Annotated in this window: 21 protein-coding genes and 1 pseudogene; 10 read left to right on the top strand and 12 right to left on the bottom strand. The window is 71.1% G+C overall.

The genetic code is table 11. The features are described from left to right. Positions 1 to 18: 18 nt before the first annotated feature. Positions 19 to 807: pseudogene (locus tag AB5J55_RS10175) on the bottom strand (methyltransferase); the annotation flags it as partial. 284 nt (positions 808 to 1,091) lie between these two features. Here AB5J55_RS10175 and corA point away from each other — a divergent pair. Next, on the top strand, positions 1,092 to 2,219 hold the full coding sequence (corA, locus tag AB5J55_RS10180; protein WP_369270338.1) for a magnesium/cobalt transporter CorA: 1,128 nt from the start codon (positions 1,092 to 1,094) through the stop codon (positions 2,217 to 2,219). A gap of 91 nt (positions 2,220 to 2,310) precedes the next feature. On the opposite strand, the gene AB5J55_RS10185 is transcribed toward corA, so the two are convergent. From AB5J55_RS10185 to AB5J55_RS10195, 3 genes are all read right to left on the bottom strand, one after another. After that, positions 2,311 to 2,748 carry a CBS domain-containing protein gene (locus tag AB5J55_RS10185; protein WP_369270339.1) on the bottom strand — a complete coding sequence of 146 codons (438 nt, stop codon included), beginning with the start codon at positions 2,746 to 2,748 and terminating at the stop codon, positions 2,311 to 2,313. 159 nt (positions 2,749 to 2,907) lie between these two features. Further along, complete coding sequence (locus tag AB5J55_RS10190; protein ID WP_369270340.1) at positions 2,908 to 3,321, bottom strand: PPOX class F420-dependent oxidoreductase; 414 nt, start codon at positions 3,319 to 3,321, stop codon at positions 2,908 to 2,910. A 90-nt stretch (positions 3,322 to 3,411) separates the two neighbouring features. Continuing rightward, positions 3,412 to 4,053: a uridine kinase gene (locus AB5J55_RS10195; RefSeq protein ID WP_369270341.1), complete on the bottom strand. Its 642-nt coding sequence runs from the start codon at positions 4,051 to 4,053 to the stop codon at positions 3,412 to 3,414. Between the two features lie 189 nt (positions 4,054 to 4,242). On the opposite strand from AB5J55_RS10195, the gene AB5J55_RS10200 reads away from it, so the two are divergent. The 3 genes from AB5J55_RS10200 (at position 4,243) to AB5J55_RS10210 (ending at position 7,314) form a co-directional block, all read left to right on the top strand. Continuing rightward, entirely contained in the window at positions 4,243 to 4,938 is a 696-nt protein-coding gene (locus AB5J55_RS10200) for a DUF2293 domain-containing protein (RefSeq protein ID WP_369270342.1), read from the top strand. Between the two features lie 228 nt (positions 4,939 to 5,166). Further along, positions 5,167 to 5,646 (top strand): DUF1772 domain-containing protein, encoded by a 480-nt coding sequence (locus AB5J55_RS10205; protein WP_369270343.1) that lies wholly within the window; start codon positions 5,167 to 5,169, stop codon positions 5,644 to 5,646. A 180-nt stretch (positions 5,647 to 5,826) separates the two neighbouring features. After that, on the top strand, positions 5,827 to 7,314 hold the full coding sequence (locus AB5J55_RS10210) for a glutamate synthase subunit beta (protein WP_369270344.1): 1,488 nt from the start codon (positions 5,827 to 5,829) through the stop codon (positions 7,312 to 7,314). An 88-nt stretch (positions 7,315 to 7,402) separates the two neighbouring features. On the opposite strand, the gene AB5J55_RS10215 is transcribed toward AB5J55_RS10210, so the two are convergent. Further along, positions 7,403 to 7,948, bottom strand: a complete 546-nt coding sequence (locus AB5J55_RS10215) for a carboxymuconolactone decarboxylase family protein (protein ID WP_369270345.1) — start codon at positions 7,946 to 7,948, stop codon at positions 7,403 to 7,405. Positions 7,949 to 7,995: 47 nt separating this feature from the next. Here AB5J55_RS10215 and AB5J55_RS10220 point away from each other — a divergent pair, with 47 nt between their 5' ends. After that, positions 7,996 to 9,459: a PLP-dependent aminotransferase family protein gene (locus tag AB5J55_RS10220; protein ID WP_369270346.1), complete on the top strand. Its 1,464-nt coding sequence runs from the start codon at positions 7,996 to 7,998 to the stop codon at positions 9,457 to 9,459. Positions 9,460 to 9,525: 66 nt separating this feature from the next. On the opposite strand, the gene AB5J55_RS10225 is transcribed toward AB5J55_RS10220, so the two are convergent. The 3 genes from AB5J55_RS10225 to AB5J55_RS10235 form a co-directional block, all read right to left on the bottom strand. Further along, a complete protein-coding gene (locus tag AB5J55_RS10225; RefSeq protein ID WP_369270347.1) occupies positions 9,526 to 10,344 on the bottom strand; it encodes an SAM-dependent methyltransferase in 819 nt (272 codons plus the stop codon). Between the two features lie 87 nt (positions 10,345 to 10,431). Continuing rightward, on the bottom strand, positions 10,432 to 10,686 hold the full coding sequence (locus tag AB5J55_RS10230; protein ID WP_019757219.1) for a DUF397 domain-containing protein: 255 nt from the start codon (positions 10,684 to 10,686) through the stop codon (positions 10,432 to 10,434). Then, positions 10,687 to 11,547 (bottom strand): helix-turn-helix transcriptional regulator, encoded by an 861-nt coding sequence (locus AB5J55_RS10235; RefSeq protein WP_369270348.1) that lies wholly within the window; start codon positions 11,545 to 11,547, stop codon positions 10,687 to 10,689. A gap of 193 nt (positions 11,548 to 11,740) precedes the next feature. Between AB5J55_RS10235 and AB5J55_RS10240 the strand changes: the two genes are divergently transcribed. The 3 genes from AB5J55_RS10240 to AB5J55_RS10250 all read left to right on the top strand — a co-directional run bounded on the left by AB5J55_RS10240 (position 11,741) and on the right by AB5J55_RS10250 (position 15,081). Next, positions 11,741 to 12,406 (top strand): ATP-binding protein, encoded by a 666-nt coding sequence (locus tag AB5J55_RS10240; RefSeq protein ID WP_369270349.1) that lies wholly within the window; start codon positions 11,741 to 11,743, stop codon positions 12,404 to 12,406. Further along, entirely contained in the window at positions 12,397 to 12,831 is a 435-nt protein-coding gene (locus tag AB5J55_RS10245; protein WP_369270350.1) for a hypothetical protein, read from the top strand. Before AB5J55_RS10240 ends, AB5J55_RS10245 begins: the two co-directional genes overlap by 10 nt. A gap of 387 nt (positions 12,832 to 13,218) precedes the next feature. Beyond that, on the top strand, positions 13,219 to 15,081 hold the full coding sequence (locus AB5J55_RS10250; protein WP_369276147.1) for an ABC transporter ATP-binding protein: 1,863 nt from the start codon (positions 13,219 to 13,221) through the stop codon (positions 15,079 to 15,081). Between the two features lie 84 nt (positions 15,082 to 15,165). Here AB5J55_RS10250 and AB5J55_RS10255 read toward each other — a convergent pair whose 3' ends face one another. The 4 genes from AB5J55_RS10255 to AB5J55_RS10270 all read right to left on the bottom strand — a co-directional run bounded on the left by AB5J55_RS10255 (position 15,166) and on the right by AB5J55_RS10270 (position 18,837). Then, on the bottom strand, positions 15,166 to 15,351 hold the full coding sequence (locus AB5J55_RS10255) for a hypothetical protein (protein WP_369270351.1): 186 nt from the start codon (positions 15,349 to 15,351) through the stop codon (positions 15,166 to 15,168). A gap of 154 nt (positions 15,352 to 15,505) precedes the next feature. Next, a complete protein-coding gene (locus AB5J55_RS10260) occupies positions 15,506 to 16,195 on the bottom strand; it encodes a DUF899 domain-containing protein (protein ID WP_369270352.1) in 690 nt (229 codons plus the stop codon). Positions 16,196 to 16,275: 80 nt separating this feature from the next. Beyond that, positions 16,276 to 17,460 (bottom strand): cytochrome P450, encoded by a 1,185-nt coding sequence (locus tag AB5J55_RS10265; RefSeq protein WP_369270353.1) that lies wholly within the window; start codon positions 17,458 to 17,460, stop codon positions 16,276 to 16,278. Between the two features lie 24 nt (positions 17,461 to 17,484). Continuing rightward, on the bottom strand, positions 17,485 to 18,837 hold the full coding sequence (locus AB5J55_RS10270; RefSeq protein WP_369270354.1) for an amidohydrolase: 1,353 nt from the start codon (positions 18,835 to 18,837) through the stop codon (positions 17,485 to 17,487). A gap of 137 nt (positions 18,838 to 18,974) precedes the next feature. Between AB5J55_RS10270 and AB5J55_RS10275 the strand changes: the two genes are divergently transcribed. Beyond that, positions 18,975 to 19,961 (top strand): endonuclease/exonuclease/phosphatase family protein, encoded by a 987-nt coding sequence (locus AB5J55_RS10275; RefSeq protein ID WP_369270355.1) that lies wholly within the window; start codon positions 18,975 to 18,977, stop codon positions 19,959 to 19,961. 7 nt (positions 19,962 to 19,968) lie between these two features. After that, on the top strand, positions 19,969 to 20,493 hold the full coding sequence (locus AB5J55_RS10280) for a class I SAM-dependent methyltransferase (RefSeq protein WP_369270356.1): 525 nt from the start codon (positions 19,969 to 19,971) through the stop codon (positions 20,491 to 20,493). Positions 20,494 to 20,495 lie beyond the last annotated feature (2 nt).

A 20,495-nucleotide genomic window follows, 5' to 3' on the forward strand; every position in this document is an offset into this window, starting at 1 on the left:
TCCGCTCTCCTCCGGTGCCCTGCGCCCCCACGCCGAGATCATCGGGGCGGTGGCCAGGTCCATGCCCCCGGCGGCGACGTTGGCGAGGTGGCGGTCGATGTCCTGGTCGGTGGCGATCCCCTCGGCGACGAGCTGGTCGCGGATCTGGCGGACGGTGGCGGACTCCAGGGCGGCGCAGGCGGGCGAGGTGACCGGGAAGTACGCGTCGGCCTCCACCCTGCGCAGGCCCGCCTCACGGAGCAGACGCGGCAGCATGCGGCCGTAGGACAGGTCGGCGCCGCGGTCGGCGAGCAGCTTGCGGAAGCCGTGCCGAAGGCGGTTCGCGAGCTGCTGGTCGGGGCCGTACTCGTCGGGGCAGAGCAGGGGCTGCAGAGCGGGGTCGGCGTCCTCGATCAGGAGCCGGCCACCGGGGCGCAGGGCCTCGATCATCGACCGCAACGCCCGTTCGCGGTCCGGCACATGCACGAGCACGAGCCGGGCATGCACCAGGTCGAACCCCTCCCCCGGCGGTTCGTCCGCGCCCACGTCGTGTACGCGGACCTCGACCGGCGGGCGGGCGGCCGGGGTGAGCAGGGAGGTGTCGATGTCGGTTGCTACGACCCGTCCGGTCGGGCCGACCTTCTTGGCCAGCCAGGACACCACCGAGGTGCCGCCGGCGCCCACCTCCCAGCACCGCCAGCCGGGTCCGATGCCGAACCGTTCGAAATGCCGGAACGTCGTGGGGTCGAAGAGTGTGGCGAATGCGTCGAAGCGCTCGGCCGCCTCCGCCTGCCGGTTGTCGAGGAGATACCCGTCGGTTCGCGTCATGATGCGATCATCCCAGTTGCCCGGCTTGTCCGGATGGGGCGACGCTCGGCAGGACGGCCCCGAATTTGTACGGCCCCGGCCCCGAATTTGGTACGACCCCTTCATCCACAGCCGGGAACCAAGCGGAACCACCCGTTCCCACAGGCTTACCCACCTCTCACGCCCACCTGGCAAACTGGCGAGCCAGGGCGCAAAGATGCAGCGCAGCGCGAGCGAGTCGAAGGGGCTGGAACGTCCCGGAGGTGAGCCGCGCGTCAAGAGGAGATCCAAGCAAGGAGATCCAGATGTCCATGGCAGGGAATCTGCGGAAGGTCACCGGCCTCGGCAGGGTCGGCGGCCTCCGCAAGGTGGCACGGCTGGCTCGACGGCGCCCCCGCGTCGACCTCAGCCACCCCGCCCGGTCCCCGCTGGGCTCCTCGGTGGTGAACTGCGTGACGTACCGGGACGGTGTGCGGGTCCCGGAGACCGGCGATCTCGTCGACGTCGTGCAGAAGGTGCGCAAGCGCGGTGGCGGGTTCGTCTGGCTCGGTCTCCATGAGCCGACGGACCAGGAGTTCGCGGGCATCGCCGAGCTGTTCGCACTGCACCCGCTGGCGGTCGAGGACGCGATCGAGGCACATCAGCGGCCGAAGCTGGAGCGCTACGACGAGACGCTGTTCGCGGTGTTCAAGACGGTCTGTTACGTCGAGCACGAGGAGCTCACGGCGACGAGCGAGGTCGTCAACACCGGCGAGATCATGGTGTTCGTCGGCCAGGACTTCGTGATCACGGTGCGGCACGGGCGGCATGGCTCACTGGGCCCGTTGCGCGAGGAGCTGGAGTCGAGCCCCGAGCAGCTCTCCAAGGGACCGGCGGCGGTGCTGCACGCGATCGCGGACCACGTCGTCGACGACTATCTGAGCGTCATCGACTCGGTGCAGGAGGACATCGACGAGGTCGAGACGGAGGTGTTCGCGGCGAACGGCGCACGGGCCGACCCGGGCCGGATCTACCAGCTCAAGCGGGAACTGCTGGAGCTGAAGCGGGCCGTGGTTCCACTGAGCCGCCCGCTCGAGGACCTGGCCTCATTGTCCATCAGGGTGGTGGAGCCGGAGATACAGGCCTACTTCCGTGACGTCTCCGACCATCTGCTGCGGGCCAAGGAGCAGATAGCCGCCTTCGACGAACTGCTCAACTCGATCCTGCAGGCGCACCTGGCACAGGTCACGGTCTCGCAGAACGAGGACATGCGGAAGATCACGGCGTGGGCCGCGATCATCGCCGTGCCGACGATGGTGTGCGGGGTGTACGGGATGAACTTCGAGCACATGCCCGAGCTGCGCTGGACGTTCGGCTATCCGCTGGTCCTGGGCGTGATATCCGTCGCGTGTCTGGTGCTGTACCGCGGATTCCGGCGCAACGGTTGGCTCTGACGCGGCCGACCGGCCGGCTCCGGTGCGCCCCCGCCCGCCGGGACGGGCCGGACGAGGACGGCAGACGGAGTGCGGTCGGGCGTTCGCCGGGTCAGTGCGTCGTCGGCGTGCCGGTCCTGGCGTAGACGCTCTCGGCCCAGTGGGCGACGTCGCCCTGACGCAGGTTCAGGACCAGATCGGCCTCGCTGATCATGCCGACCAGGCGCTTGTTCTCGATGACGGGGAGCCGACGGATCTGGTGGTCCTGCATCTCCCGGAGCACGTCGCTGATGTCGGCATTCGACTCGATCCAGCGCGGGGTGCCCTGGGCCATGTCGCCGGCGGTGACCTTGCTCGGGTCGCGGCCCATGGCCACGCAGCCGATGACGATGTCGCGGTCGGTGAGGATGCCGCAGAGCCTTTCGTTCTCGTCACTGATGGGAAGGGCACCGACGCCCAGCTCGCGCATCAGCTGGGCGGCGCGGTCCAGGGTCTCGTGAGCCGGGATCCACTGGGCGCCACGGTGCATGATGTCTCCGGCAGTGGTCATGAAGTACCTCCCGATGCCGGACGGCCGGCGCGGCGCGGGACGCACCGCTAGTCCCGGCGCCCTTCATTCTCGCCGTGACACCTGGCCGACGCACCCGGAGCAGACCGGTTACGGCCACCGGCCGCGGCCACCGGCCGGGGCAGCGGGCGTGGGCGCCGATCAGGCCGAGAAGCGCACGATCTTCCGCGGGACGACACGGATGATCACTCGGACCTCGTCGTCCTTCTCGGCGGGCGGGTCGATGCCGAGGTACTTGTGCGAGAGCTCGAAGGGCAATCGCTTGGCCTCGTCCGGGACGATCTCGGCGATGCCGCGGATCTCGACGGAGGAGTAGGGGTTGGCGAGGTCGTAGACCGAGACGCTGATGCGGGGGTCGCGGCGGAGGTTGCGCACCTTCTGGCGGGCGTCGACGGAGGAGAAGAGCACGGTGTCGCCCTCGCGCTTGATCCAGACCACCGAGTTCTGCGGTGCGCCGTCGGGACCGAGGGTGGCCACGCCGGCGAAGTTCTTGCCGTCGAGCAGGGAGCGGACGGAGTCGTCGAAGGAGATCGGATCACTCGTGGAGGACGTCATGGCTTCAGAGTAGTTAAATGCACATGCATGCAAAAGGTGTTTGGAGAAAGTGAGGGCCGCCTGCTGCTCCTCCTCCGCCCCCGGCTCCACTCACCCGCTCCACGCCGGGTGCCGTGGGTCGTCGGCGCGGACCAGGACATCGGCTGTGCCGGCCGGGTCGGTCTCCTGGCCGTAGCGCTCGAAGGCGGGGAGGGTCCAGCGCTCGGCCTCGGGGGTGCGGCGGCGCAGGGCGCCGGGTGAGAGGAGGACGTGGGCGGTCAGGTCGAAGGGGAACCAGTGGCGCAGCAGGAGGGGGCCGTGCAGCAACAGGAAGCCGCCGGGCGGGAGTTGGACGTAGGGGCTGCGGGTGGCCCGGTCGGTGGCCGGGTCCCACAGGTCGGGCAGGACGCGGCCGTCGCCGCCGGGTTCGAGGGGGCCGAAGACCTCGCGCCACAGGGCGCCGGTGTCGAACCAGCCGTCGTAGTAGGCCTCCACGTCCTGGTGGCCGTACTCCAGGCGGACCGAGGCCGGGCGCAGAAACCCCTGCGTGCCGACGGTGAGCGAGGGGCGGCCGCGTATGCGCAGGGCGTCCCCGACCCTCTCGGCGAGGTCTCCCGGGCGGGCTGCCGGAGCCCCGTCGAAGGCGATGCGCGGCCAGGAGCTGCCGTCGGCCGGCTTCAGGTCGAGCAGTCGCTCGGCCAGCAGGTCGCCGAGCCGTTCCCAGGTGATCGCTTCGAGTCGCACAGGGCCCATGATGCGACAGGAGGTGCCGGTCGCGGGCGTCGCGCTTCAACGGCAGGCGGTTCCGGCGCGGGATTGGGAGGCGTATGTGGTGCGGCCGCCTCGCGGGGGGCGGCGGGCCTGATCAGGGACCGTGCGAGGGCCCGCCGGGTAGTTTCCCGGATAGTTCCACGGACCGGCTCCGAGGGGAATGAACCCCGTATGGCACCTCTCGCAACTCCCCCGCCCCGTAACGGCCTTCTGGTCATTCAGCCCCTCAAGCGGCGGCGCTGTGCGCAGTGCCATGCGGGACCGTTGCAGATGCTCGTGCTGGAGGACGGTGCGCCGCGGTGTCTCGACTGTGCCGACCTCGGGCATCTGGTGTTCCTGCCGCGTGGCGACACGGCGTTGACGCGCCGGTCGCGGGAGGAGAGTGCGCTGTCGGCGGTGGTCGTACGGTTCAACCGGCGCAAGAGCCGTTACGAGCGGCAGGGCGTCCTGGTGGAGGAGGCGGGGCTCGTCCGGGCGGAGCAGCGCTGTCTGGCCGACGCGGAGGCCCGGCGGCGGCGCCGGGCGCGGGACGCCCAGCGGCGGGCGCGGGAGGACGTGCGGTTCGCCGAGGCGTTCGCGGCGGAGATCCGGCGGCTTTTCCCGGGGTGCCCGGCGGACCGGGCACGGGACATCGCCGCGCACGCTTCGGCGCGGGGCAGTGGACGAGTGGGGCGGAGTGCGGCGGGGCGTGCCTTGTCCGAGGGGGCCGTGACATGGGCGGTCACGGCGTCCGTACGGCACCTGGACACGCCGTACGACCAGATCCTGATGGGCGGGGTGCCGCGGCACGAGGCGCGGCGGCGGATCGCCGCGGCGGTGGAGACGACGTTGCGGGCCTGGCGGGTGGAGGTGTCGGAGGTCGGCTGACATTGCTCTGCCTCGTCCGAGCAGCGCCCGTGGCTGGTCCGGGCTGGTCCGGGCAGCGCCCACTGGCAGGTCCGAGTGGCGCTCGTGGCGCGTCCGGGTCACGCCCATGGACGCTCACGTATGGGCTCGCGCCGCTCGGCCATGGTCACGGTTCTCGTACAGGATTTCACTTGAGGTGACGGATGGGGCCGGGAAGGATCTCGGCGGGATGCGGGAGTTGACGTTGACATGATCGATGGGCCGTACTTCGTACTCGTTGTGATCGGTGTGGTCGGGACCGGCCTGGTGGCCGGAGTGTTCTGCGCCTTCTCCACCTTCGTGATGCGCGGGCTCGCCGCGCTGCCGCCCGCGCAGGGCGTCGCCGCCATGAAGGCGATCAACGTGACCGCGCTGATGCCGGCGTTCATGCTGGTGTTCATCGGGTCGGCGGTGCTGTGCGCGGTGATCGCGGTGGTGACGTTCGTGCTCTGGCCGGACGAGGGCACGGTGGAGCTGTTGCTGGGCTGCGGGCTGTATCTGTTCGGCTCGTTCGGCGTGACGATGGTGGCGAACGTGCCCCGCAACGAAGCGCTGGTCAAGCTGGACGCGGGCACCGCGGAGGCGGCCGCCCACTGGCCGACGTATGTGCGCGAGTGGACGGCCTGGAACCACGTCCGGACGGTCGCCTCGGCCGCCGCGACGGTGTCGTTCGTTCTGGCCATCAGCTGACCGCCGGCGCCTGCCCAGGAATCCGCGGGGCGGCCCACAGAACAACCCGCGGAGCAACCGGGGAGAAAGCGCTGTCAGCCACTCTGCGCAGGTGGCCGGTGGGACGTATCGTTGCGGGAAGAGTGTCGCCCGATGACGCACGCCTCCAGGGCGTCGCACGCGCACGCGAGGAAGACGGCCATGGCCGATCCCAAGGGTTTCATGACCACCCCCCGCCAGGACTGGCCGCGCCGGCCCGTGGAGGAGCGGGTCCAGGACTGGGACGAGGTCTACGTCCCCGGGGCGCTGCTGCCCATCATCAGCAAACAGGCGGACCGTTGCATGGACTGCGGCATCCCCTTCTGCCACGACGCCTGCCCGCTGGGCAATCTGATCCCCGACTGGAACGACCTGGTGTCCCGGGAGGACTGGCGGGCTGCCGCCGACCGGCTGCACGCGACGAACAACTTCCCCGAGTTCACGGGGCGGTTGTGTCCGGCACCGTGTGAGGCGGGGTGTGTGCTGGCGATCAATCAGCCGGCCGTCACCATCAAGAACGTCGAGTGCGCCATCGCCGATCGGGCGTGGGAGGACGGCTTCGCGCCACCGCGCCCGCCGGACCGGCTGTCCGGGCGGACGGTCGCGGTGATCGGGTCGGGGCCGACGGGGCTCGCCGCGGCGCAGCAGCTGACGCGGGCGGGGCACACGGTCGCGGTGTACGAGAAGGACGACCGGATCGGCGGGTTGATGCGGTACGGCATCCCCAGTTTCAAGATGGAGAAGCACCATCTGGAGCGGCGGATCGAGCAGATGCGGGCCGAGGGGACCAAGTTCCGGACGTCGACGGCGGTCGGGCGGGACATCGGGGCGGCCGAACTGCGGTCCCGCTACGACGCGGTCGTCATCGCCACCGGGGCCACGGCGTGGCGTGAACTTCCCGTACCAGGAAGGGGGTTGACCGGCATCCAGCAGGCGATGGAGTATCTGCCGCTGGCCAACCGGGTGTGCGAGGGGGACCTGGAGGCGTCCCCCATGTCCGCTGCCGGGAAGCATGTCGTCATCGTCGGCGGTGGGGACACGGGGGCCGACTGTCTGGGCACCGCCGTACGGGACGGCGCCGCGTCCGTCACCCAGCTCGACATCTACGCCCAGCCCGGAGCCGAGCGGGACGAGGACGCCGAGCCCTGGCCGACGTATCCGAAGATCTACCGCCTCTCGGCCGCGCACGAGGAGGCGCGCGATCTGCAGACGGCACCGGCGGCGAACGCGGACGCACGGCTGTTCGCGGCGTCCACGCTCCGCTTCACGGGCGACGCCGACGGGCACGTGCGGTCGCTGCACCTGACCGAGGTGGACGTGCGGCGCCGCCCGCTGCCGGAGACCGGGCGGACGCTGCCTGCCGACCTGGTGCTGCTCGCCCTCGGCTTCTCGGGGCCCGACCGGGGGGACGGGCTGATCGAGCAGCTGGGGCTGGAGCTGGAGCCTCGCGGCACTATCACGCGCGATGCCGGGTTCGCCACGAACGCGCCAGGCGTGTTCGCCGCGGGGGATGCCGCCCGGGGGCAGTCGCTCATCGTGTGGGCGATCGCCGAGGGGCGGGCGGTGGCGGCGGCCGTCGACCGTTATCTGACGGGGAGTTCGCGACTGCCGGCGCCGATCTCGCCGTACGACCGGCCCATGACGGTCTGACGGGGCGGCGGTCGCGGCAAAAAGAACTGCTGCCGGACGGCGCTGCGAGCAGCGGCCCTCCAGCCGCGTCCCCCGCCTCCCCTCTCCGCTAGCGCCGCTCGTCCGTCCCCGCCACCTTCCCGGTCGCCAGCGCCACCCTGTTCCACGTGTTGATCGTGAGGATCAGGGCCAGCACGTGGGCCAGCTCCTGATCGTCGAAGTGTGCCGCGGCCTGGGCGTAGACCTCGTCGGGGACACCGCCGTCAGCCACCAGGGTCACCGCCTCCGTCAGGGCCAGGGCGGCTTGCTCCTTCTCGGTGTAGAAGTGGCGGGCCTCGCGCCAGACGGCGACCAGGTGCAGGCGGTCCTCGTTCTCGCCGGCCTTGCGGGCGTCGTTGGTGTGCATGTGGAGGCAGTAGGCGCAGTGGTTGAGGTGCGAAGCGCGGATCTGGATCAGCTCGACCAGTGCGGGGTCCAAGCCCGCGCGGGCGGCGGCGTCGAAGCCGACGATGGCGCGGAAGACCTTGGGGGCGGACTTCGCCAGGTCCAGGCGGGTCCGCGCGGCCTCGGCCGTGGCGATGGCGGAGTCGATGTCGGAGTGGATGTCGGAGTGGATGTCGGAAGTGCCCTGCGTGGCAGTCGTGTTCGTCGTCATGTGCTCCAAGTTACGAGCTCGAAAGACCCACTGTAGGGTGCATTCCCATGGCGAGATCGTGGGTCAATTATGCGGAGCGGATCGGCGCCGACCTGCACCTGGACCTCTCGGAGTCATCCGGGTCGTCCGAGGCGTCCGGGCCCGGCGGGCGGCGGGCCGCGCTGACCCGTGCGCTGCGCGAGGCGGTGCGCGACGGGCGGCTCGCGCCCGGCACCCGGCTGCCGCCGTACCGCTCGCTCGCCGCGGATCTAGGGATCGCCCGCAACACCGTGGCCGACGCGTACGCGGAGCTGGTGGCCGAGGGCTGGCTCACCGCCCGGCAGGGCTCGGGGACACGGGTGGCCGAGCGCGCCGAGCCCCTGCGACGCGCCGAGCGGGTGCCCCGCAAGGCACCGCCACGCGCGCGTGGGCCCCGGCACGACCTGCGGCAGGGCACGCCGGACGCGTCGGCGTTCCCGCGTGCAGCGTGGCTGGCCTCCTATCGGCGGGCCCTACAGCAGGCGCCGAACGAGGTCTTTGGGCCCGGCGATCCGGCCGGCCGGATCGAACTGCGGGAGGCACTCACCGAATACCTGGCACGCGCGCGGGGCGTGCGCACCGAGCCGGGCCGGATCGTGATCTGCTCCGGCTTCGCGCACGCCCTGCGCCTGCTGTTCTCCCAGGGCGGGGGCGGCGGCGTGCTGCGCGGTCCGCTGGCCGTGGAGGCGTACGGTCTGGGCTTCCACCGGGAGCTGCTCACAGCCGCGGGCGTACGGACCGTACCGCTCCCCCTCGACGAGGACGGCGCTCGCGTCGACCGGCTGGCGCGTGAGCGGGCCGTACTGCTCACGCCCGCGCACCAGTTCCCGACCGGGGGTCCACTGCACGCGCAGCGCCGGGCCGCCGTGATCGACTGGGCACGCGCGCGTGGGGGCGTCGTACTGGAGGACGACTACGACGGCGAGTTCCGCTACGACCGCAAGCCCGTCGGTGCCGTCCAGGGCCTCGATCCCGAGCGGGTGATCTTCATCGGCTCGGTCAGCAAGAGCCTGTCGCCGGCGGTGCGGCTCGGGTGGATGGTGCTGCCGGAGCGGTACGTCGACGACGTCCTCGCGGCCAAGGGCGAGCGCGAGGCGTGGGCGAGCGTCCTCGATCAGCTGAGCCTCGCCGACTTCATCGCCTCCGGGGCGTACGACCGTCATGTCCGGCGTATGCGGCAGCGGTACCGGGGCCGCCGCGACCGGCTCGTCGCGGCCCTCGCCGCGCAGGCGCCGCACATCGAGGTCACCGGTGTCGCCGCCGGACTCCACGCGGTGCTGCGGCTGCCGCCGGGCAGCGAGCGGTCCGCGGTCAAGGCGGCCACCTGGCAGGGCATCGCCCTGGACGGCCTCGCCGAGTTCCGGCACCCGGAGGCGGCGGAGCCGGACATGCCGGTCCGTGACGGCATCGTCGTGGGATACGCGACGCCCTCGGAACACGCGTACGGAGCGGCACTGGAGGCGCTGTGCGGGGTGCTGCCGCCGGGCCCGTAGCGGAGGCCGGCCGGGGCCGCCCTCTCTTCCATGTGTCCGAGCCGTACCTGCGAGCACGCCGGCCGGCTACGGCTTGCGGCCCATCGCCCCGTACCCGGGAATGACCCCGTCGTCCTGCCCGGGTACCGGCTCCCCCAGTTCGGGGTGCCACTGGTGCGGCACCTCGACGCCGGGCTCGACGAGTTCGAGGCCGTCGAAGAATCGGGCGAACTCCTCGCGGGAGCGCAGAGCCAGCGTGACGCCGGCCGCCTTGAGCCTCTCGGTCGCCGCCTTCGACTCCTCGGGAGTGAAGTCTGCGGTCGCGTGGGTCACCACCAGGTAGCTGCCGGAGGGGAGTTCGGACAGCAGCCGGCCGACCAGTTCGTGCGCGCCGTCCTCGTCGGAGACGAAGTGCAGCAGCGCGACGAGGGAAAGGGCCACCGGGCGGCTGAAGTCCAGTATCTTCCGGGCGCCTTCGACGATGGCGTCAGGGTCGCGCACATCGGCCTGCAGGTACTCGGTGGCGCCCTCGTCCGTGCCGCGCAGAAGGGCCGCCGCGTGGGCCAGCACGATGGGGTCGTTGTCGCAGTAGACGACGCGTGCGTCGGGGGCGATCCCCTGGGCGATCTGGTGGAGGTTCGGCTCGGTCGGGATGCCGGTGCCGACGTCCAGGAACTGGCGTACGCCGCTCTTGGCCAGCCAGCGGGTCGTGCGGTGCATGAACGCGCGGTTGACCCGCGCCATCACCGGGACGCGTGGATCGAGGGCGAGCATCTGCTGCCCCATGGCCTCGTCGACCGGGTAGTTGTCCTTGCCGCCGAGGTACCAGTCGTACATCCGCGCGGGATGCGGCTTGCTGGTGTCGATCTCGACGAAACGGTTCCGCCCGGTCATGACGAACTCCATAAGGGTCTGCGGCAGTCTGTGGTCATCAACTCATCAACTCATCAACTCAGTGCCAAAATTAGGGGATTGGCTGAAAAACAAGTCCGCTCACGACAGCAGGAAGTCCGCCTCCCCCGCCTTGGCACCCTCGATGAACGCCGTCATCTCGTCCGTGGTGTAGATCAGCGCCGGCCCGTCCGGGTCGGTCGACTGCCGGACGGCGATACGGCCGTCGGCGAGCTTCATCGCCTCCAGGCAGTTGCCTCCGTTGCCGCCGCTCCACGGCTTGTGCCAGCCTTCGCTGCCCAAGTCCCGCGCGGGCATGCCGTTGTAGACGCGTATGCGCGGCTTGATGCGATCCATTCACAGCTCCTTGCGGAGATCCCGGAGGATCTCCTTCGTGCGATGTGCCGTAGCGGCCTGCGCCGCCATGCGGTCCATGACCTCGAGGTGGGTCGCCACCTCGGTGCGCGCGTCGAGGTAGACGGCGCCGGTCAGGTACTCGCTGTAGACCATGTCCGGCAGTTCTGACATGGCAAATCGGAACAGCACGAAGGGCCCGTACGTGCCGGGGTGCGGCCCGTTCGCGAACGGAGCCACCTGCAGCGTCACGTTGGGCAGCCTCGTGGCCTGGAGCAGCCGGTCGATCTGGGCACGCATCACCTCCGGACCGCCGACCTGGCGGCGCAGCACGGTCTCGTCCATCACGACCCACAGCCGCGGCGCGTCCTCCCGGGTGAGCAGCTGCTGGCGTTGCATGCGCAGCGCGACATGGCGCTCGATGTCGTCGGGGCTGGTCTGGCCGATGGCGCCCGACTTCAGCACGCCGCGCGCGTAGTCCTCGGTCTGCAACAGGCCGGGCACGAAGTGGGGTTCGTACGACCGGATGAGCGCGGCGGCGCCCTCCAGGCTGACGTACATCGAGAACCAGCCGGGCAGGATGTCGTGGAAGCGCTGCCACCAGCCCGGCCTGTTGGCCTCCTCCGCCAGTTGCACGAAGGCGTCGGCCTCGTCGTCGGAGATGCCGTAGGCCTTCAGGAGCAGTTGGAGGTACGGGATCTTCAGCCCGACCTCGGCCATCTCCATGCGGCGGACCGTCGCGGGAGCGACCCGGAGCACCCGGGCTGCCTCCTCGCGCTTGAGCCCGGCGCGTTCGCGCAGGTCGAGCAGGCGGCGGCCGAGGACGACCTGGCCGACCGTAGGTGCGGACCGCGGCTCGCTCACGCTCCACCTCCACGTATGAATCCCGACAGGTCGATTGAATCCTGACAGGCCGACGGCGCCATTCGAAGACCTATTCGAAGATCCCGGTGGATCTTCGGTGATCTCAACTGGCGCCGTTCGACATGCTGTTGCAAGCAGTGTGCCACGGCCTTCCAGAGAGTCACACAGCACTCTGCATTTTTCAGAGTGACACTTGCCAAGTGTTCACGCCGGGGAGATAGTGGCAAGCGTGATTCCGTCCCCGCCCTTAGGAACAGACGCCACCGTGGTCCCCCACGACCTCGGTGCCGCCCCGACAGTGGGACCCCAGCGGGGCACCGCCGCCGAGCGCCGGTTCCGCTTCGAACTGGCCGCGCATCCGGGTTCTCCCGCGCAGGCCAGACGCCTGACGAGGGCTCGGCTGAACGGCTGGGCGGTGTGCGAGGACACCTGCGACACGGCGGCTCTCGTCGTGTCGGAACTGGTCACCAACGCGATCGTGCACACTGCCAGCGAGCACATAGTGTGCGAGCTGCACGACGGTGCCGACCTGGTGCGCATAGCCGTGCGCGACGAAGGATGCGCGCCGGGTGAGCCGCATCCGCTGTCGGCGCGACCCGAGGAGGAGCATGGGAGGGGACTGCTCCTCATAGACGCCCTCTGCCAGGCCTGGGGGGCCGCCGAGGACGGGTCCGGGTTGGTGGTCTGGGCCGATCTGCCACGGGTGGCCGGATTCCAGGACGCCTCCCGTGGTGACACCGGGCCGTACAACGATCTCGGTTGGGGGTCCCGGCCCAAGCCGGGTCCGCCCGGGGGTTCCGGCGACGAGGACGAGGCGCAGGCTCGGTACGGCAGGGGAACGGGGTCCGCATGGTTGTGAGGGGCCCGTCCGGCGGCGGTCAGGTGCTGAGCCTGGACACGCTGGTCCGCCTTCGCCGCGACATGCCGACGGCCGGGGCGCCCCGAAGGCTGCCGGTCCCCGAGGGGATGACGGCGCCGCTGGGCTTCGACGCGGTGGCGGCGCCCGCCCGCTACGGGCCTCTGGTCATGCCGCGGCTGCCTCGGGTGGGGTGCGTGTACGCCGATGAGGCGCACTGGTGGTGGATCGTGCCGTCCGACTCCGACTACGCGCTGGACTGGCCGGCGTCCGTGCGGTACATGACGGGCGCGGTTGTCCTGGACACGCCTCGCCTGATCCATCGGCCGGACGGACCCGTGCCTTATACGCCGCCGATTCCGCTGTATCTGGCGTTGTGCAGGGTTACGGGGACCACGCCTACGTGGCAGCGGCAGATCTCTGCGTGAGGCTCCGCCGGTTGGGCGGGGTTCTTGTGCTGAGAGTGACGGGCGTCGCCCGCTGTCGTCCCGTACCAAGGGGCTGCCGCCCCCTGGACCCCGCTTCGGCCCTGGCGGGCCTCGTCCTCAAACGCCGGACGGGCTTGGATTCACGGACCGGCGACGGGGAGTGACCGGCCGTACCCGCGCCGCAGACCCCGCCCTCGCCGCGTACGCCCGCGCGCACCTCTCAACCCCCACACACGCCCTCCCCCGGACTCGCCCGCCCGGCCATAGTGGCCCTCCGTCGCGAAGGCGGTCGGGGGAGGGTGGACGGTGGGGAAGAAACGCGCTGCTGGTGGGCCCGAGGTGTCCGAGTCGGAGCAGCTGCTCTTCGGGGGGCCGTTGCGGTACGACATGGGGTGGAACCGGCATCGGGACGCCTTTTTGGAGCTGAACTTCCGGGCGATGGTGACGCGGCTGCCGTCCCTGCTGTCGTCGAGCTTCCGGCTCGCCTGGCAGGCCGACCGGCGGGCCGCGCGGACCGTGCTGGTCGCCGAGGTGGGGCGCGGCCTTGCACAGGCGGTCGGGCTGCTTGCCGTGAACAGCGTGCTGGGGCGGCTGATCGGGGGCGGGGCCCTGGAGGAGCGGTTACGGGGTGCCGTTCCCGCGCTGCTCACCATGGCCGCCGTGATGGTGGTCTCGACGCTGCTGCGGGCCGCGTCGATCTACGCCACCGGGCGCCTGGAGCCCAAAGTGGAGCGGGTGGCGACCGAGCTGTATCTGGAGCGGGCGGCGGCCGTGGAGCTCGCCGCGATCGAGGACCACGCCTTCCACAAGCTGCTGGACACCGCGCAGTACGGCGCCGGAGCCGCCCGCCGCATGATCTCGTACAGCACGCGGGTCGTGAACGCGGCCATCTCGCTGATCGCGGCGGCGGGCGTGCTCACCGTGCTGCATCCCGCCCTGCTGCCTCTCCTCGCCACGATGACGCTGCCCAGCGCCTGGAGCGCCCTGACCAACGCCCGGCGCCGCTACGAGTCCTTCCACACCTGGGTGCAGCACTCCCGGGCCGGCCATCTGATCAGCGGGCTGCTGACCGAGCCCGCCGCCGCGCCGGAGATCCGTGTCCACGGGGTCGGGCCGTTCCTCCTGCGCCACTACCGGGCGATGTCGGAGACGGCGGAGGCCGAGCAGGCGCGGCTGGCCAGGCTGGCGGCGCGAACCGGGCTCATCGCGGCGGCGTGGACGGGGCTCGCGACCGTCGCGACCTACGCCACGCTGGGCGGGCTGCTGCTGGCCGGTGCCATGGCGCTGTCCGTGGCGGGTACGGCCGTCATCGCGATCCGCACGGGCTCGTCGAGCCTCGACAGCCTCGTCCTGGAGGTGAACGCGCTCCACGAGGAGGCGCTCTTCGTGGGCGATCTGCAACGGCTGTACGTCGAGGCGGCCGAACGGGCGATCCCGGTCGGCGGCGCCCCGCTGCCCGAGGACCCGCGGGAAGTCCGTTTCGAGAACGTCGGCTTCAGCTACCCGGGTGAATCGGCCCGCCCCGCCCTCGACGACGTCACGCTCACCCTCCCCCTCGGCCGGATCATCGCGCTGGTCGGCGAGAACGGCTCCGGCAAGACCACCTTGGTCAAGCTGCTGGCCGGGCTCTACACCCCGGACTGCGGCCGCATCCTCTGGGACGACGTCGACGCGGCGGGCGCCGACCGGCACCAACTCGCCGAGCGCATCGCGATGGTGGCCCAGGACTTCAAGCGCTGGCCGTTCACCGCCCGGGTCAACGTCGCCGTCGGCCGCTCCTCCGCGCCCCTCACCGAGGAGCGCCTGGCAGCCTCGGTCGCCGAGGCCGGGGCCGGTGACGTGGTGGCCGATCTGCCGCGGGGCCTGGACACCCTGCTGGCCCGTCAGTTCAACGGCGGGCACGAGTTGTCCGGCGGTCAGTGGCAGCGGCTCGGGATCGCCCGGGCCGCCTACCGGCGTGGCCGCATCCTGATCGTGGACGAGCCGACCGCGGCCCTGGACGCACGGGCCGAACTGGAGGTCTTCGAGAAGATCCGCGCCCTGGCCTCCACCGGGCAGACGGTCGTGCTCATCACCCACCGGCTGGCGTCCGTGCGCCACGCCGATCTGGTGCATGTCCTCGACCAGGGCAAGCTCGTGGAGTCCGGCACGCCCGACGAACTGCTGGCCACGGGCGGTGTCTTCGCGGACCTGTACTCACTTCAGGCGGGGCAGTTCACGACTCGGGTGCCCGCGCCGAAGGCGGGCTGACCTCTGCGAGGGCCCGGCGCACAGCCGGGCCGTCCCTCATCTCACACGCCGTCATGTCACGCACCGTCATGTCACGCGCCCTCGTCACGCCGCGACGTCGACCGCCATGTCGCCGCGCACGATCACCAGGAACGCGTCCGTGGCGAGGTCCATGACGACCTCTGCGGGCAGACCTTCCATCCGCCGCGCGTGTGCGAACTCCTCCGCCGGCCACGATCCTCGCGGCCCTCCCGCGGGAAAGCGTTCGAGCACTGTTCGCCCGTTCACCATCCTGCACCTCCCGAAAGCGTCGTACTTGTAGGAGTTAACGCCTGTCGGAGGTGAAACGCCTCGCCCGGTGACGGGACTGAGACGTAGTTGACACTCGTTCACCGCGATGTGTGAGCTTCTGATCACTCTCGATGATCAGTCGCTACTTCTTGTGTCAGTCCTCGTACTCGTCGTGATATCGGATACGTTCCCTGCCGGCCGGCGCCCCGAGAGCCGACGCACGCCCCTTGGGCTCCTCCCACTCCTCCTGCCGCCCCAGCGCGGTGAGGTCCAGGAAGCCGGTCGTCGAGCCCAGTCCGTCGAGACCGCGCTCGTACGTCGAGTAGGTGTGGAAGACGCGGTCCCGGTCCCGCAGGAAACAGCTCACGCCCGGCCGTTCCACCAGCTCGCCCTCGCGCTCCAGGGTCACCTCGAAGTCACGGTTGAAGTCGCTGCCGCAGGACGAGTACCAGGGCACGGTCCAACCCATGCGCGCCTTGAACGGCAGGATCTTGGTGTACGGCGCCCTGGAGACGGCGACAAGAGTCGTCCCCCGCGCCTTGAGGTGCGCCAGATGCCCGACCTGGTCCAGGAACCCGGAGCAACTGCGGCATCCGGCGTCCCACTCCGGGGCGAACATGAAGTGGTGGACGACGAGTTGGTGCCGCCCCTCGAAGAGGTCGAGCAGGGTGGCCTTGCCGTCGCCGCCCTCGAAGACGTACTCCTCCTCGACCTCGACCATGGGCAGTCTGCGCCGCTCGGCGTTGAGCGCGTCACGCGCGCGTGTGGCTGCCTTCTCCCTGAGCAGCAGTTCCTCGCGCGCCGCGCGCCACTGCTCGCGCGAGACGATCTCCGGAAGCGACATGGGGCGCCCCTCCTGTGCAACGGTCCGTTCTGGGTGGTGACCGGCGCGAGGTGCGTAACTCATCGCCCGCCGGGAAGATTTCAGGGGATTTTCTCGGAGTACGTCACCGGCAGCGCGAGCAGGCCACGGGCGCGCAGCGAGCGGCGCCACCGGAGGTCGTCGTCCGCGAGGGCGAGTTCGGGGAACCGGTCCAGGAGGGCGGCCAGGGCGATCTCGGTCTCGGCGCGGGCGAGCGGGGCGCCGAGGCAGTAGTGGATGCCGTGTCCGAGCGCGAGGTGACCGGAGGCGTCGCGGCCGAGGTCGAGGCGGTCGGCGTCGGGGAAGCGGACGGGGTCGCGGTTGGCGGCTGCGAGGGAGAGCAGGACGGTGTCCCCGGCGGGGACGGCCACGCCGCCGATGGTCACGTCCTCGGTCGGGAAGCGCCGGATGGCGAGCAGGGCGGGGCCGTCGTAGCGGGCGAACTCCTCGACGGCGGAGGGCATTCGGGACGGGTTCTCGCGCAGGGCCGCGAGCTGTTCGGGGTGGTCGAGCAGGGCGAGCACGGCGTTGCCGATGAGCTGCACGGTGTTCTCGTAGCCGGCGAACAGGATGAGGAAGGCGAGGGACATCAACTCGTCCTCGCCCAGCCGGTCGCCGTCGGTGTCGCGGACCGCGATGAGGTCGCAGAGCAGGTCGTCGGCGGGTTCCCTGCGCTTGTCGGCGAGGAGCCGGGTGAAGAACCCGAGCATCGCCACCACGGCCTCCTTCGCGGCCTGCGGTCGCGCCGGGTCGGGGGCGACGAGGGCGTCGGTCCACTCCCGGAAGTCCCGTCGGCGCTCGTCCGGGACGCCGAGGAGGTCGCAGATGACCGTGATGGGGAGGGGGGCGGCGTAGGAGGAGATCAGGTCGGTGGTGCCGTGCGGGCCGAGGGCGTCGAGGAGACGGTCGGCGGTCCGCCGTATGGGCGTGCGGAGCTGCTCGACGCGGCGCGGGGTGAAGGCACGGCCGACCAGGCGGCGGATCCGGGTGTGGTCGGGCGGGTCGATGTTGAGGAGGTTGGCGTCGAGGGCGGGCGGGAGAGCGAATCCCTGGTAACTCCCGGGTGCCGCATGCCTCTTGTCCAGAGACAGCCGTGGGTCTGCCAGGGCCTCGTGGACGTCGTCGTGCCGGGTGACGAGCCAGGCGGGACTGCCGTCGGGTCCGGCCATGCGGTGCACCGGGGCGGTCTCGCGCAGGCGCCGGTAGACGTCGTACGGGTGGTCGAGGAGGCCGTCGGCGAGATCCATGAACCTCAGCCTAAGTACCTCGGCCTAGGTGTCGTACTCCTGGATGCGCTTGCCGTGACTGCGGTCCAGGAGTGCGGGCATCCTTTCCCCAAACTCCCGTACGACGGCGGGCACATCGATGGTCAGCAGCTCCCGGTCACGCATCAGCACGCACCCGTCCACGATCGTCGTGCGGACGTCGGAGGAGCGGGCGCTGTGCACGAGTGTGGCGGCGAGGTCGTGGACGGGCTGAGTGTGCGGGCCGGTGAGGTCGACCAGGATGATGTCGGCGCGCCGGCCGGGTGCGATGCTGCCGACCGCCTCACCGAGTCCGACGGCGCGGGCGCTCTGGAGCGTGGCGTGGTGCAGGGCTTGACGTGCTGTCAGCCAGCGGGGGTCACCGGTGGCCGACTTCTGGATGAGGGCGGTGAGGGCCATCGACTCCCATACGTCGAGGGAGTTGTTGGAGGCGGCACCGTCCGTGGCGAGGCCGACGGGGATGCCGAGGTCGTGCAGGGCGCGTACGGGTGTGGTGGTGGGCCAGGCGAACTTGAGGTAGCCGCGGGGGGCGCTGGCGACGGCGACGCGACCGGAGGCGTTCCGCAGGATCGGCAGGTCGCGGTCGAGGATGCCGGTGCCGTGCGCGATGAGGACGTCACCGTCGAGGAGGCCGGTGCGCCGGAGCACCTCGATGGGCGTGACGCCGTGGCGGGCGAGGCTCGCCTCGGCCTGGTCGCGGTTCTCGGAGGCGTGGAGGTGGACGGGGAGGCTGTGCTCGCGGGCGAGTTCGGCGGTGGCGGCCAGGTCGGCGTCGTCGACGGTGTAGGGGGCGTGCGGGGCGAGGGTGGTGGTGATGCGGCCGCCCGCGGCGCCGCGATGCCGTAGCGCGAACTCCAGTGACTTCTCCCTGCCTTGAGGGCCCTGGGAGGAGAAGTAGGCCTCGCCGAGGTGGGCACGGATGCCGCACTCCTCGACCACGGCGGCGACGGCGTCCATCGAGAAGTAGTGGTCGGCGAAACAGGTGACCCCGCCGCGGATCATCTCGGCGCAGGCGAGCCGCGCCCCCAGCTCCACGTCCTTCTCGGTGAGGTTGGACTCGACGGGCCACACGACGTCGTTGAACCACTCGTCGGTGGGCAGGTCCTCGGCGACCCCGCGCAGGGCGACCATGGGGGCGTGGGTGTGGCAGTTGACCAGACCGGGGAGGGCGACCTGGCCGTGGGCGTCGATACGTTCGGTCGCGGTCAGCTCCTCGGCCTCCGCGCTGCTGATCACCGCCTCGACGACCCCGTCCCGTACGACGATCGCGGCGTCCTCGGCGAACCCGACCCCCTCATGATCGTCGTGCGTGAGCACCGTGCACCGGGTGATGATGAGACCGGCGGGAGAAGGCGTCATGCAGTCACCGTACGACGCGGTCGTGCCCCCGGACGGGGTGAACCGCGTTTCCCGTCGGCGCTCTGTCCCGGCGGCGTGGGCACGTGCACTCTGGCCTCACCACCGCCCGTCGCACGGCTTCCGGAAAGGGGCCCGACATGCTCCTCGGTACCTGGAATCTCGAGAATCTGATGCTGCCGGGCAGCGGTGACGGCGCGCCCGAGACCGACGCCGAGTACGCGGCGAAGGTGGAGTCCCTCGCCTCGGTGATCACCGCACTCGACCCGACGCTGCTGGGCGTCCAGGAGGTCAAGCAGGAGGAGGCGCTCGACGACCTGGTCCGGGCTGTGGGCGGGGAGTGGCACACCGCGCTCTCCCGGCACCGGGACGCCCGCGGTATCGGTGTCGGCTTCATCAGCCGTACGCCGATGCGGGTGCTTCGGGACACGCGTGTGTTCGCGCAGAAGCTGCGCCCCGTGCAGAGCGACGACGGCGCGCAGCCCGGCGCCCACGACCGGGAGGCGAGCCGCGGCTTCCTGGCGGTGGAGGTCGACACGCCGGACGGGCCCCTGCGGGCGGCCGTGGCCCACCTCAAGTCGAAGCTGCTGACGTACCCGGGCAACGGCAGCAAGTCGCGCTTCCACCCGCACAACGAGGCCGAACGAGCCCGCTTCGGCGCCTACGCCCTCTACCGCCGGGCCGCCGAGGCGGCAACCCTGCGCGGCCTCGCGGACTTCCTGCTCGAGGACGACGGGCGCGTGCGGGACGTGGCCGTCCTCGGCGACATGAACGACGTGGTGAACGCGGCGACGACGCAGATCCTGCTAGGCCCTCCGGGCTCCGAGCTCGACAGGGAACGCGCGTTCAAGGACCCCGATCTGGGCGATGCGTTCCGGCTGTGGAACGTGGCCCCGTTGATACCCGCGAAGCGGCGCTTCTCCCGCGTCAACTTCGGGCGCGGAGAGCTGATCGACCACGTCCTGACCAGCCACCGGTTGGTCCACCGCGTCTCGGAAGCGGGCACGGGCCTGCCCGACCAGCAGGGCCGGCCCCTCGAACTGCCCTCGGTCGGCGAGGACCCGACGGAGCGGGTCGGGACGCCGGGGTCGGACCATGCGCCGGTGTGGATACGGTTCGGCGGCTGACACCGCTGTGCCACGGGGGCCGGTACCGGAGCGCCTGACCTGGGCGGTGGAGAACCTCGACCTCACGCCCGGCGACCGGGTGCTGGAGATCGGCTGCGGCCGGGGAGTGGCGGCCGCCCTGATCTGCGAACGGCTCACCTCGGGCACGGTGACGGCGATCGACCGCTCGGCGACGGCGGTGGAGGCGGCGCGGCGCCGTAACGAGGGGTGCGTGGCGGCGGGCAGGGCGGTCTTCCGCACGGCCTCCCTGGAGGACTCCGCCTTCCCCGACGCGTCCTTCGACAGGATCCTCGCCGTCAACGTGAACCTTTTCTGGGTGCGCTCTCCCGACAGCGAGTTGGCCGCGCTGAGGCGCTGGCTGGCGCCGGGCGGCGCCCTGTGCCTGTGCTGGGAGCCGCCGGACGCGCGCCGGGCCGAGGAGATCGCCGGGAAGGTGGCGGCGGCCGTGGCGGCGCAGGGGTTCGTGGCGGAGGTGCGGGTGGGGGCGACGGCGGCGGGGAGCGGGTTGGTGTGCGTGCGGGCAGGGGGCTGACG

This window comes from Streptomyces sp. R11, from assembly GCF_041051905.1.
GTDB lineage: Bacteria > Actinomycetota > Actinomycetes > Streptomycetales > Streptomycetaceae > Streptomyces.